Below are 13,461 nucleotides of genomic sequence, written 5' to 3' on the forward strand. Positions count from 1 at the left end.
ATTGTGAAAAAATTCAAAATCAAAACGAATCGAAAACTTAATCGCTCCCTTGGTGGTGACATCTTTTTAATGGCCTTACTTTTAGTATTTGGTGTCTTTAGTGCTTACCCACTGATTATGACGGCATCGAATGCCTTTAAACCACTAGATGAATTATTCCGTTTTCCACCAACATTGTTGCCTAGAAATCTAACGTTTGATAACTTTAGAGATTTATCTGAGTTAATGGAAAACTCTTGGGTGCCATTTACAAGGTATTTCTTTAACACCATATTTATTACGTTGATGGGGACTGTCGGACACGTGATTATCGCATCAATGGCTGCCTACCCACTAGCGAAGTATAAATTTCCAGGAAAAACCATTTTCTTTTCACTGGTTGTTTACTCGCTGATGTTTTCACCACACGTAACAGCAACGCCAAACTATATTATTATCTCAAGTATTGGTTTAATTGATACGCACTGGGCAATTATTCTACCAGCCATCGCATCGAGCTTAGGGCTTTACTTGATGAAACAGTTTATGACACAAATTCCAGATGACTTAATCGAATCAGCAAAAATCGATGGAGCATCTGAGTACCGTATTTTTTGGCAAATTGTAATGCCTTTAGTGAAACCGGCTTGGTTAACACTAGTAATCTTACTGTTCCAACGTTTGTGGACAACCGATGGGGGTTCGTTTATCTTTTCTGAGGAATTAAAACCAGTTTCATACGCATTAAGACAAATCGCACAAGGCTCGATTGAACGTGCCGGTACGATTGCTGCAGTTGCGTTTGTAATGATGATCGTACCAGTGACATTCTTTATGTTATCGCAATCACGTATTGTTGAGACATTTAGTCACTCGGGTATGAAATAAGAAGGGGGAACATTTATGAAATTATGGATTTTATTCTCATTGCTGTTCTCTCTACCCATTCAAATTAGTACAGTGAATTATAATTATTCTTATTATGGTGAAGTTATTCATTCTGCACCAGGGATGACTTACGCGACTTACTTTAATGCACAGACGCTTGGCTCAAAGCTTTCATCACCTGAGGATTTGGTTGTTTTTGAAGATACAATTTATATGATTGATTCTGTCGAAAACAAAATTCTATTGATTGACCAATCGTTTAATAAATTAGCAGAATATAGTGAGTTTAATTACAGCACGTCTTATCTCGACAAACAAGAGGCAACATTTGAAGAAACTAGTACGAAACTCAAAGGCGCAAGTGGACTTGAAGTGACACAAAGTGCGATTTATATCGCCGATACGGGTAACTACCGTATTCTAAAACTTAATCACCAATTTGAAGTGCTTGAGGTATTTGATACCGTTGATGATAAAACATTTGATGAGATTGCATTTGAACCAAGAAAAGTGACTGTTGATGTGACTGAACGTATGTATGTTGTTGCAAGAAACGTCTATGAAGGTATTATCGAACTTGGATCAAATGGTGACTTTAACCGATTCACAGGGGTAAACCCAGTATCATTGACCCCGTTTGAAATATTTAGAAGAAGTCTAATGACTGAAGCACAATTAGCGAAGTTAAAGTTATTCTTACCAACAGAGTATACGAACGTCTCAATTAATGAAAGAGGCTTCATCTATGCGACCTCAAGACCAACCGAAAACAATGCAAAAAATACGATTCAATTGATTAACCCTAAAGGGGTTGACGTCATCAAACGTAATGGTTATCACCCACCAATGGGAGATGTTCAGTACATTGAAGGCAACAACAACTACGTGATCACAGGACCTTCATTATTAACAGATATTGCCTATACAAAGCATGGTATTTATACTGTTTTAGATCAAAAGCGTTCAAGACTATTTACTTATGATCAAGAAGGGAACTTATTATACATTAATGGCGATGAAGGCCAACAGAGTGATAAGTTTTCTGAAGGTGTGGCAATTGGCTATTTAGGGGATGACTTGCTTGTTTTAGATAGAAAGAGTCGTACCGTAATTGTCTACCGCTTAACCGATTTTGGACTCGCAGTTAACCAAGCGATTGGTTTTCATGACCAAGGTAAATTTGATGAAGCTGCAGCCATTTGGAAAGACGTCTTAGTGTTAAATACAAACTATGAAATTGCTTATAACGGAATTGGTAAATACTTATTAAGAGAAGGCGAATTTAAAGAAGCAATGGACTATTTTAAACTCGGCCATGATACGTATTACTATTCAAAAGCGTTTAAAGAATATCGAAATGAGATTATTAGAGACAACTTCACCTTGATTATGAGTGGTGTGGTCTTACTAACGGGTGGATTAATTTTCCTTAAGGTAAGAAAGACAATTAAAAAAGGAGGCTCAGTTTTATATGAAGACTAAGTTAGCAAACCTCAGATTCAACTATTTGAGTTTCCCTGGTTATTTGTTATTCCATCCATTTGATGGGTTTGACGATTTTAAACGATATAAAAAAGCAAAGATGAGTGTAGCCATTAGTTTAATGATACTTTATGCGTTTTTACGTATATACACTTATCAATACGAAGGGTTCTTAATTAACGAACGTAACCCACTCTTATTAAATAGCTTGGAAGAAGTCTTCTCAGTGGCATTACTCATTGGTTTATTTACAATTGGTAACTGGTCAGTGACCACACTAATGAGTGGTAAAGGTAATTTTAAAGAAATCTTTATGGTCACCGGGTATGCACTATTTCCACTGGTAATTATTGGATTTCCAGCGGTATTTATTTCGAACTATTTAACCCTTGAAGAAATGGCGTTTTATAATCTAGCGATGGGCATTGCCTATATTTCGACTGGGTGGATGCTGTTTATGGGGATGTTGAACATCCATAATTATGGTTTAGCTAAGACCATTGGTGCGTTTTCCGCAACCTTTGTCTCAATGATTGTGATGATGTTTTTAGGATTATTATTCTTTGATTTGATTCAACAATTTATCAGTTTTGTTGCGTCCATATATGAAGAAATATCGTTAAGGTACTAGGAGGATGCATATGAAATTAATCAGAAGAAGTGCGATTATTTTAATTGCATTAGGCTTACTATCCTTGTATTTCTTTGGGTTTAGATTAAGCGCAAGTGCGTTAAAAACAAATCAAACAATTGAATTTGAACGAACAGATTTTGTTGATGCGGAAACATTAAATGACAACAATAAACTAGTCGCTTCAAATGATTTATTTAACTTATATCTTGATGAGACAACATCTTATTTCAAGGTAGAAGATAAACGTAGTGGTGAGGTATGGCAGTCAAACCCAACCGAAAAAGATCCTTGGGAAACAGATCCATCTAAGCCAATTACAAACACAGCAATTGAAAAGCAAAAGTCAACCTTAGAATTGACATATGTAAACAAGAATGGTTCATCTGCAACCATCAATAATTACACAACGAGTATTGCACACCCAGGTAATGCGATTACGAAAGATGGGCTTAGAACTTATTCAATCAATTACATTGATGGTGGGTTTCAAGTGCTTTATCGAATTGAAAACCTGGACATCGATTATTTATTCTTTCCTAAGTACATCGATAAAGATGTGTTTGAAGGCTTAGAAAAGCGTCGAATTTTAGAGAGCTTAGCTTACACAGGCTTTGATGAAGAAAAAAACGCTTATGAAATCAAAGCATACGAATCAATGAGTGGTATTGTTAGAGACCGCTTATACCAAATATTCTATAATGAGTTAGGTTATACTCTCGAACAAACAATCGAAGAGAATAAAGCGTATGGCTATACCAAAGAATACGAAAAAATCGTCTTTGAACTTGCAATCCAAGTACTTTTGACTGAAAAAGGCATTAATACGTCGATTATCAAAGATTCAATCAAAGAAACTGGGGATGTTAAGATTGCGAATATTGCATTATACCCACTTTTTGGTACAGCAATCTCACACATCGATGACAAAGAAACCGAAGGCTACATTGTCTTACCTGATGGGTCAGGTGCAATCATTGAATTTAACAATGGTAAATACTATCAAAACCCATACCGTAAACGCCTTTATGGTCAAGATTTAGCTTTACTTCCATATAAGATGCGTGAACAACAACAAGATATTACAATACCAGTTTATGGGATGGTAAAAGAAAATGGTGGGTTTGCTGCAATCATTACAGAAGGTGACACAATGGCTTGGATTAACGCCGATGTTTCAGGTCGTATTGATTCCTACAATAACGCTTATGTTTCATTTTCATTAAGAGAATCAGAGGCGATTACCTTAGGCAGTGGCTTCTCATCCTACGGGATTACGTTATGGACAAAATCGATTGTCGATACGGATTTTACCGTCTCATATGAGTTTTTAACCGGCAGTGACAACACATACGTTGGGGTTGCAAACAGTTATAGAAACTATCTAAGAGAAGAACTTGGTATGAAAGTAACCGATACAACAAGAAACACTGTTGTAAGTACAGAAATGCTTGGTGCTTATGATAAAAAAGAATTCTTCTTAGGCGTTCCTTATAACACAACGCGCAGTTTAACGACATTTAAACAGGCTAAGAAGATTATAGAAAACCTTGAAGATGAAGGCATCAATGATCTAAATGTATTATATGCTGGCCTTGCTAATGGTGGGCTAAGTAACGACATTGAAGCGTCATTTGACATTGAAAAAGTGCTTGGCGGGAAAAAAGGATTTGATCAACTAGTCAAGTCACTTGGACAAAAAGACATTGATGTGTTTGCCTCAGTCAATTTAATGACAGCAAGCAAATACAACCGTTTCTTTGATCAATACGCTTATACAGCAAGTCGATTAAACGGGAAGCAAGCTTTCGCGTTTAATTATCATTATCCTTCAAGATTACCGTATACAGAGACGACTTATGAACACTCAGCAAATGATTTTGTGATCAATCCACTTTATTATCAAGCCATTTATAATAAACTTGAAAAAGATTTTGATTATGATCAAATTCATATGGCGACGATTGGTTCAAAACTCGCAGGTAGTTACGATAAGGCAAATGTGGTTTATAAAGAACAAGCCATTTATTTACAAGAACAGTTACTAAAACAAATCGATAAAGAAGTGATGTTATCAAATCCACTTGGATTTGCGATGCCATATGCGTCTTACATCACTGACTTACCAACTGAAACAACACTATACTCAATTATTGATGATCAAATTCCATTGCTTCAATTAGTATTATCAGGTTTAGTGGATTACTCATCAACATCAATTAACTTATCTTCAGATCGTAGTATTGACTATAATTTCTTAAAAGTGATTGAAACAGGTTCTAACTTGAAATACACGTTATCTTACGATGATTCAAAAGAACTGATCAATACTGAATACAATAATTACATGTCAACACACTATGTAAACTGGGTAGAAGATATAAAAGAACAAACCGAAGAATTGAATCGTCTAGGGATACATAAGGGGTATTTAATTAATCACGAAAGAGTTATCAACAACGTCTACAAAGTAACGTATTCTAGCGGATTAACGATTGTATTAAATTACAACTTGTCGCCAATTGTTTATCAAGGTAAGACGATTAGTTCAATGGATTATTTTGTGGTACAGGGGGCTTAGTATGGAAAAAGAAAATACAATCAAACTTAAGTCAACAAAGCCACTATCAAGTTACAAAAAACAAAAACTATTTTGGGGCGTTGTATTCTTACTACCTTGGTTATTAGGGATCATTTTCCTATTTGGATTTCCACTGATTCAATCACTTTATTATAGTTTCTTTGAACTAACGCCAAAAGCTGGTGCATTACTTACAAAATTTGTTGGTTTTGATAACTACATTTACGCATTTAATGAACACGTGACAACCTTATCATCATTTAAGGTTGAACTACTGACAACAATGGGTGATGCGGCAATTAATTTACCGGTATTACTAATCTTCAGTTTATTTATTGCAGTTATGTTAAATGCAGAGTTTAAAGGACGTGCCGTCATACGTGCTATCTTCTTTATACCTGTGATTCTAAACTCGGCAGCAATTGCAACAGCACTTGGTGGTGGTGATGTATTAACACAGCTTTTAGAAGAACAAGGTATTGGGCAAATATTCGACCTCGAGTATTATTTAGTACAAACGGGTCTAAATCAAGCAATCGTCGCTTTTGTGGTTGGATTAATTGGCCGTATTTACGACATCTTGGCGCTTGCTGGTGTACCTATCTTACTATTTTTAGCAAGTATTCAATCTGTACCAAAACACTTGTATGAAGCTGCACGTATTGAAGGGGCAACCTCGTATGAAATGTTTTGGTTGATAACATTACCAAACGTATCATCACATATCTTAACCGTGGTCGTTTATGCGCTCGTTGACACATTCCTTACTTCATCTGTCTCAGGTATAATCTCAGATGAGTTAAGTAGACAACAATGGGGTCTGGCCTCTGCGATGTCATGGGTTTATGTTTTATCCGTCTTGCTGATTTTAATTGTGGTATTCAGTCTGGCAAAATTCTTTAAGATTGGAGGCTCACATTATGAAAACTAACGAACTGGTTTCAAAAGCAAAAGAACGTTATGAAGAACAATTACAACGTGTGGAATCTTTCTTAAAAGATCCAAAAAAGAACGCGAAAAGAAAAAGAGTTTTTCAAGCATTCAGTTCGTCATTCTTTAGATATGCCTTCTTAATTGGATTAAGCTTTGTCATATTGTTTCCAACCATCCAGCAAATCTTACAAGCCTTAAGAGCACCTCAAGATGTTAATAACCCAGCAGTTATTTGGATTCCTGAGATTTGGTCAACACTTAATATCAAACTCGCTATTGGTGTTCTAGATTACAAAGACGCAGCGCTCAATACGGCCTTCCTAAGCGTGGTTTCGATGTTATTACAAATATTTGCGACATCGCTTGCGGGTTATTCATTTTCAAGACTCAAAACAAAGTTCTCAAATATTCTATTCATTCTGGTCATTTTGACCATTGTGATTCCGCCACAAGCGTTGTCACTATCTCAATATTTATATTTTAGAAATTTAAATTTAATTGGGACACCTTGGGCAATCGTGTTAATGAATCTATTAGGCATGGGGATTCGTTCTGGGATTTTCATCTTCATCTTTAGACAATTCTTTGCTGGCTTACCTAAAGAATTAGAAGAATCGGCTCAAATTGATGGGGCAGGGGTCTTTAGAACATTCTTTAGTGTCATGTTACCTAACGCACGTGGTGCGATGGTAACGGTGGGTCTATTTAGTTTTGTTTGGGCTTGGAATGACGCTTACTATGTCAAAATATTTGAAGTTTCAACTGAAAAGTTCCCGATTTTAACGATGCGTTTAATTAACGCAGCAGAAAACATGAAAGCACAACTCTTTTATGAGGGGATGCTTGATTTAGTCGGACAAGACGTATGGGAAAATCCATTGTTCTTGGCATTAATCTCTAACGTTAGTGCGTTATTGATGATGTTACCACTATTAATTATGTATTTATTCGTTCAACGCTTGTTCGTTGAATCAATTGAAAGAACCGGTATCGTCGGTTAATAGGTGATAATAATGAAGTTTGATAATCCTTTGGTTCAAAAATTAAATCAAATAGCGGATTGGATCATTCGAATTGTAGTGATCAACTTTCTTGTGATCTTATTTTCGATTCCACTAGTAACGATGTTTAATTCGTTTAGCAGTGGGTATCGATTGTTTCATGATTACATTAATAAGAAGAACACAAAGCTATTTTCAGGCTTCTTTACCTATTTTAAAGAATATTTTAAAACCAGATTGATGTTAGGTTTATTAATGACTTTGTTCCTTGTCTTAGGGTATCTTAACGTAACTTATTACGTTGAGACCCTAAATCAAGGGGCTGGGTTATTTTATCACTTAGGGTATTATGTGACGATATCATTTTTAGTAGGCGCGTACATTGTGTACTTGTATTTGTTTCCGGTATCGATGGTCTATCCAACAATGAAGTTTCGTTTAATGATTAAATTGGCATTTTTTGTCTCAGGAAAATTTGTGATAAGAACCATGTTATTAATTATTTCTACCCTTGTGCCATTCTTACTTTTATTTTCATCAATCACATCTTTAATATTTGTTTTTGCCGGAGTATCACTTTGGCTACTTATTGCAGTAATGATTACCAATGAAGTTACTGATTATCTTGAAAGGCTAGGTAAAAAAAATGATTAAAGTTGGCATCGAACGTATTGATGACTATTTAGAACTATTTAAAAATAAACGCGTGGGATTAATTACAAACCCAACGGGGGTTTGTCAAAATTTTAAAACCACGATTGAAGTACTCCAAGAAAAAACAAACTTAGTTAGTTTGTTCTCACCTGAACATGGGGTTAGAGGGGATTTACAAGCAGGGGTGAAACTTGATCCATACGTGGATGAGAAGACAGGTTCTATGGTTTATTCTCTTTATGGTGAAACCAGAAAACCGACCAAAGAAATGTTAGCAGACATTGACGTATTAGCCTATGACATTCAAGACGTTGGGGCACGTTTTTATACGTTTATCTACACCATGGCTTACAGTATGCAGGCAGCTAAGGATGAAAACAAATTGTTTGTTGTCTTTGATCGTCCTAATCCACTTGGTGGTTTAGAAGTTGAAGGTAACATTCTTGATTTAAAATACCGAAGTTTTGTTGGGTATTATCCAATGGTTCAACGTTATGGTTTAACTGTCGGTGAACTGGCTAAGTATTTTAATGAAGCGTTTGAGATTAACTGTAATCTTAAAGTAATCCCAATGGAAGGCTACAAACGTGGTATGGATTATGTGGACACTGGTTTGCCGTTTGTCATGCCATCACCCAACATTCCAACACCTATGAGTATCTATAGCTATATGGCAACTTGTTTAATTGAAGGTACAAACCTAAGTGAAGGTAGAGGCACAACAAAACCATTTGAAGTATTAGGAGCGCCTTGGTTAAATGCAAGTAATTTAATCAAGCGACTAGAAGCGTTAAATCTACCTGGTGTCAAGTATCGTAAACTTCATTTTACACCGATATTCTCAAAACATAAAGACACACTTTGTGAGGGCATTGAACTCTACATCACGGATAAAAAAGCATTCAAACCAGTTAAAACCGGGTTTGCGATTGTTTATTTGATTAAAGAGTTACACAAGGAGTTTGACTTTATTAAACCTTGGCGTGAAAACCAATTACCATTTTTTAATTTACTGACAGGCGATGACCTTTTTAATGGACATTACAGCCTAGACCAATTATTTGAAAAAATTGATCAAGACTCAAAAACATTTACTAAGATAAAGGAAAGGTATCACCTCTATGAAGTATAATTTAGACAAACTAACAATTGAAGAAAAAATCGGACAACTCTTTATGTTTGGAGTTCAATCAGACGTCGTTGATGAACGGACCATCAAACTAATTAGAGATTACAAAGTCGGTAATGTCATCTTGTTTGCAAGGAATTGCATCAATCCTAACCAATTATTCAAATTAAATCAGGACCTTCAAAAAGAAGCCTTAACACATTTAGGCATTCCGATGTTCATTAGTATTGACCAAGAAGGTGGTATGGTAACAAGAATATTTGAAGGCTCAACTTTCTTTCCGGGTGCGATGACGATTGGTGCAACAAGCAATGTTAACCGCGCATATTTAAATGGTGTTTATATGGGACAAGAGTTAGAAGCACTTGGTATCAACATGAACTTAGCACCTGTATTAGACGTCAACAACAACCCAAAAAATCCAGTCATCGGTGTTAGAAGTTATTCAGATAACGCTGAAGTAGTTGCTGATTTTGGGACTGCTTATGTCAAAGGCTTACAAGAAACTATTTTAGCAACAGCAAAACACTTTCCAGGCCACGGAGACACAAACGTTGACTCGCATTTGGCGTTACCTAAAGTAGATTATCCTATTGAACGTTTAGAATCCATTGAACTAGTACCATTCAAACGCGCAATTAAAGAAGGCATTCATGCAATTATGTCTTCACATATTGATTTTCCAGCATTCACGGAAAATGGACTACCAACCACGCTATCAGAAAAATGTTTAACCACATTCTTAAGAGAAGATTTAGGATTTGAAGGGTTAATTGTGACTGACGGTATGGAGATGAAAGCAGTTCAAGATCACTATGGCACCGTTGAGGCATGTCTAATGGCGGTTCAAGCTGGGGCGAACCAAGTTTGTATCTGTCATACAGAAGCACTCCAATTTAAAGCATTTGAACGCTTTAAAGAAGCGGTTGCTACTGGTGAACTACCAATGGCTGTTTTAGATGAACGTGTGAGTCGTGTCTTAAAGTATAAAGAACTATTAAATGATAAATATTACGACGTGGCTTATGAAATGATAAAGCCAATTGTTGAAAATGAGACACATCAAGCGTTTGCATTAGAAACGGTAAGAAAAGCTGCAACACTAGTTAAGGGTAAAGCCTACCAACAAAATGGAACGACATTATTTATTGGTGTTTTACCAAAAGCGACTTCTGGGGCAGATGACACAGATGGAACTTACAATATGAATAAGCAAATTAAACATGAGTTACCATCAATTGAAACCATGCATTTACCGATTAACCCAACCGATGAAGATATTAGTCGTCTAGTTAAGAAAGCAAATTTATATGATCAAGTGGTCATCTCGTCATATAACAGTAACATTTATACCAATCAAATTAAGGCAATTGAAGCTTTAAGTCAATTGGATAACGAATTATACGTTGTATCAATGAGAAACCCATACGACCTTCATTACACAGATAAAATTGATAATTATGTATGTCTTTATGAATACACACCAAACTCAATTAAAGTGTTAATCGAATACTTAAGAGGAGCTCTTTCCTTTGATGGGAGGTTGCCAATCCGTGAAAAATAAATACATCATCGGTATAGATGGTGGAGGCACCAAAACCTTAGGTGTACTCTTTGATTTTGATGGTAATGAACTTCATCGAGTAAAAGAAGGGTTTTCAAACTTTTCGATTGATGAGAAAGAAGCGACAGATAATCTTTCTAAAACCATTGAACAGTTACAAAATAAGATTGTCGATACCGACTATGAACTCTACATTCAATTAGGGATATCAGGTGCAAGCAAAATTAAAGAAACCACGACCTTAGAACGTGATTTTGAAAAAAAGTTTCACGCTATTGTCAATTTAGAGACTGATCTTATGATAGGATTATACTCGGTTAGTCAAAGCTCAGATCAAAGTGTAATCATGGCAATCGGGGGAACCGGAAGTGCTGTTGTTGCAAAAGAGGGTAACCGCATCAAATCTATCGGTGGTTACGGCTATTTATTAGGAGACGAAGGTTCTGGATATCATTTAGTGATCGAAGCCTTGAGACGAGTGATAAAAGAATCAGAAGAAGAAAGACCGCTTAGTGAATTATCTATTGGATTAATGAAACTGATAGGTATTACTTCGCATCGTCAATTAATATCCTACGTGTATCAAAAAAATAAAACCGAACTTGCCCAACTCTCTAGATTTATCGCAAAACAATCAATTGAAGGGGATTTGGTTGCAAAAGCGTTGTTGGAAAATGAAGGCAAGTTATTAGCTGAGCAAATCGTGCTTGCTCACAATAACTTTATAAAAAATAATGAAGTTGTAATTGCACTTCGTGGCACATTTGTGAACGAAGCGCCATATGTAAAAGACGCATTAAAGAAGCACTTAGATGAACACATCAAAAATTATAAAATCGAAGAAACGTCAAATGAGCCTGTCGTAGGGGCATATCATTTGGCAAAAGCGATTTTAGTTAAGGGGTAGTATTATGGTAGATATTGGAAAAATTAGCACAGAAAAAAGAAATGAAAACACTAGAAACATTGATATTGTCTCGACTAAAGAGATTCTAAAAATGATCAACGAAGAAGACAAATTAGTACCTGTAGCGGTTGAAAAAGCACTTGATCAAATCACGAAAGTGGTTGATGTAGTGACAACTGCCTTTCAAAATGGCGGTAGACTTTTCTACATTGGTGCAGGCACTAGTGGACGTCTTGGTGTACTTGATGCCTCAGAGTGTCCACCGACGTTTGGTGTATCGAAGCACATGGTTAACGGTATTATTGCCGGTGGCGACAAAGCGCTTCGTTTTCCAATCGAAAAAGTGGAAGATTCGAAAAAGGCGGCAATGAAGGATTTAAAGAAACACAAACTGACAAATAAAGACGTGGTTATCGGGATTGCTGCAAGTGGTAGAACACCTTATGCAGTTGGTGGCATTGAATACGCCAATGAAATCGGTTGCGTAACGGCTTGTATTACGACAAGCTCGAATTCACTAATCGCTAGAACCGCTAAGTTCCCTATTGAGGCAATTACAGGGGCTGAACCATTAACAGGATCGACACGTATGAAGTCAGGTACTGCTCAAAAATTGATTTTAAACATGATTACGACTGCATCAATGGTTAAAATCGGTAAAGTTTATGAGAATCTCATGGTGGATGTTCAAATGTCAAACGATAAATTGGTGTCCCGTGCGACCTCAATCGTAATGGATATCACAGGCTGTGACTTAGAAACGGCTGATGCACATTTAAAGAAATACAATTCAGTTAAGTACGCGATTTTTAGTATCATGTCAAAAATTGAAGAAAAAGACAAAATCCGATCCATTCTGGATGAACATAACGGGAATATTCGTGAATCCTTGAAACAAATTTAATCAAAAACTCAGCCATTTGTGCTGAGTTTTTTTTCGAAAAAAAAGAACACATGAGGGTGTGTTCTTTTGGCGGGTTATTAAAATAATTTACTAGCTGCGGACTCATCTAAGTAAATTTCGACGTTGTTGTGTTTTTGTAAAATAGAAGCGGGTAAGTTTTCAGTGACTTTGCCCTTAACCATTTGGTATACCGCTTCTGATTTATTTTCACCAAAGGCGATTAGTATGATGCGTTTGGCATCCATGATGTTTTTAATGCCCATCGTGATTGCTTTTTTAGGTACGTCATCCATTGAGTCAAAGAAGCGTGCGTTATCTAGTCTTGTTTGTTCTTGTAGTTCAATGATGTGTACACTAGAATCAAAGGATGTACCAGGTTCATTAAATCCGATGTGACCGTTAGCCCCAATCCCTAAGATTTGAATGTCGGGTTGGTTATTTTTTAAGACGTCATTATACGACTGACATGCCATTTCAAGGTCTTTTTCATTACCGTTTGGCAAGTGGATGTTCTGTGGTTTTACGTTGATGTGGTTAAATAAATTGCGGTGCATAAAGCTATAATAAGATTCAGGATGGTTTTGATCTAGATTGACGTATTCATCCAAATTGATGGTTCTGATTTGACTGTAGTCAGTATTGTTTTCTTTGTGATCTTTAACGAGCGCTTCATAGATGCCAATTGGTGTTGAACCAGTCGCTAAACCTAGGACGCCAGTTTTGTGTTCTCTAACAAATTTAATCAGGTGTTCACTGACGGTTTTGTTGACGAGTTCTTTACTATTAAGTACATGTATTTTCATTTGTT

At 36.2% G+C, this 13,461-nt stretch carries 12 protein-coding genes; 11 read left to right on the top strand and 1 reads right to left on the bottom strand.

Translation table 11 applies throughout. The features are described 5' to 3' along the window. The first annotated feature begins 3 nt into the window (after positions 1-3). From BN853_RS01990 to murQ, 11 genes are read left to right on the top strand one after another with little or no spacing between them, the layout of a single operon-like run. The gene (locus BN853_RS01990; protein WP_030004270.1) at positions 4-867 is read left to right on the top strand and encodes a carbohydrate ABC transporter permease; all 864 of its coding nucleotides are present in this window, start codon (positions 4-6) and stop codon (positions 865-867) included. A 15-nt stretch (positions 868-882) separates the two neighbouring features. Next, entirely contained in the window at positions 883-2,349 is a 1,467-nt protein-coding gene (locus tag BN853_RS01995) for an NHL repeat-containing protein (protein ID WP_030004271.1), read from the top strand. After that, positions 2,339-2,980, top strand: coding sequence for a YIP1 family protein (locus tag BN853_RS02000; RefSeq protein WP_030004272.1), 642 nt, complete (start codon positions 2,339-2,341; stop codon positions 2,978-2,980). The genes BN853_RS01995 and BN853_RS02000 overlap by 11 nt, the downstream gene beginning before the upstream one ends. Positions 2,981-2,990: 10 nt before the next feature. After that, the gene (locus BN853_RS02005) at positions 2,991-5,561 is read left to right on the top strand and encodes a DUF5696 domain-containing protein (protein WP_030004273.1); all 2,571 of its coding nucleotides are present in this window, start codon (positions 2,991-2,993) and stop codon (positions 5,559-5,561) included. Position 5,562: 1 nt separating this feature from the next. Next, a complete protein-coding gene (locus BN853_RS02010) occupies positions 5,563-6,492 on the top strand; it encodes a carbohydrate ABC transporter permease (protein ID WP_030004274.1) in 930 nt (309 codons plus the stop codon). After that, positions 6,482-7,495: a carbohydrate ABC transporter permease gene (locus BN853_RS02015; protein WP_030004275.1), complete on the top strand. Its 1,014-nt coding sequence runs from the start codon at positions 6,482-6,484 to the stop codon at positions 7,493-7,495. Before BN853_RS02010 ends, BN853_RS02015 begins: the two co-directional genes overlap by 11 nt. Before the next feature lie 12 nt (positions 7,496-7,507). Continuing rightward, a complete protein-coding gene (locus BN853_RS02020; protein ID WP_030004276.1) occupies positions 7,508-8,149 on the top strand; it encodes a DUF624 domain-containing protein in 642 nt (213 codons plus the stop codon). Continuing rightward, entirely contained in the window at positions 8,142-9,281 is a 1,140-nt protein-coding gene (locus BN853_RS02025) for an exo-beta-N-acetylmuramidase NamZ family protein (RefSeq protein WP_030004277.1), read from the top strand. Before BN853_RS02020 ends, BN853_RS02025 begins: the two co-directional genes overlap by 8 nt. Next, positions 9,271-10,842, top strand: a complete 1,572-nt coding sequence (gene nagZ, locus BN853_RS02030; protein WP_030004278.1) for a beta-N-acetylhexosaminidase — start codon at positions 9,271-9,273, stop codon at positions 10,840-10,842. The genes BN853_RS02025 and nagZ overlap by 11 nt, the downstream gene beginning before the upstream one ends. Then, positions 10,832-11,749: an N-acetylglucosamine kinase gene (locus BN853_RS02035; protein WP_030004279.1), complete on the top strand. Its 918-nt coding sequence runs from the start codon at positions 10,832-10,834 to the stop codon at positions 11,747-11,749. Before nagZ ends, BN853_RS02035 begins: the two co-directional genes overlap by 11 nt. A gap of 4 nt (positions 11,750-11,753) precedes the next feature. Continuing rightward, positions 11,754-12,653: an N-acetylmuramic acid 6-phosphate etherase gene (gene murQ / locus BN853_RS02040; RefSeq protein ID WP_030004280.1), complete on the top strand. Its 900-nt coding sequence runs from the start codon at positions 11,754-11,756 to the stop codon at positions 12,651-12,653. Positions 12,654-12,730: 77 nt separating this feature from the next. Here murQ and nagB read toward each other — a convergent pair whose 3' ends face one another. After that, positions 12,731-13,456, bottom strand: coding sequence for a glucosamine-6-phosphate deaminase (gene nagB / locus BN853_RS02045; protein WP_030004281.1), 726 nt, complete (start codon positions 13,454-13,456; stop codon positions 12,731-12,733). Positions 13,457-13,461: the final 5 nt, after the last annotated feature.

This window comes from Paracholeplasma brassicae, assembly GCF_000967915.1.
In the GTDB taxonomy this organism is placed as follows: Bacteria; Bacillota_I; Bacilli_A; order Acholeplasmatales; family UBA5453; genus Paracholeplasma; species Paracholeplasma brassicae.

What these genes read in the sequence shown, in the direction of transcription:
- murQ (WP_030004280.1), top strand. Translation starts at nt 11,754, where the DNA reads ATGGTAGATATTGGAAAAATTAGCACAGAAAAAAGAAATGAAAACACT.
- BN853_RS02015 (WP_030004275.1), top strand. Translation starts at nt 6,482, where the DNA reads ATGAAAACTAACGAACTGGTTTCAAAAGCAAAAGAACGTTATGAAGAA.
- BN853_RS01995 (WP_030004271.1), top strand. Translation starts at nt 883, where the DNA reads ATGAAATTATGGATTTTATTCTCATTGCTGTTCTCTCTACCCATTCAA.
- nagZ (WP_030004278.1), top strand. Translation starts at nt 9,271, where the DNA reads ATGAAGTATAATTTAGACAAACTAACAATTGAAGAAAAAATCGGACAA.
- nagB (WP_030004281.1), bottom strand. Translation starts at nt 13,456, where the DNA reads ATGAAAATACATGTACTTAATAGTAAAGAACTCGTCAACAAAACCGTC.
- BN853_RS02025 (WP_030004277.1), top strand. Translation starts at nt 8,142, where the DNA reads ATGATTAAAGTTGGCATCGAACGTATTGATGACTATTTAGAACTATTT.
- BN853_RS02010 (WP_030004274.1), top strand. Translation starts at nt 5,563, where the DNA reads ATGGAAAAAGAAAATACAATCAAACTTAAGTCAACAAAGCCACTATCA.
- BN853_RS02020 (WP_030004276.1), top strand. Translation starts at nt 7,508, where the DNA reads ATGAAGTTTGATAATCCTTTGGTTCAAAAATTAAATCAAATAGCGGAT.
- BN853_RS02000 (WP_030004272.1), top strand. Translation starts at nt 2,339, where the DNA reads ATGAAGACTAAGTTAGCAAACCTCAGATTCAACTATTTGAGTTTCCCT.
- BN853_RS02005 (WP_030004273.1), top strand. Translation starts at nt 2,991, where the DNA reads ATGAAATTAATCAGAAGAAGTGCGATTATTTTAATTGCATTAGGCTTA.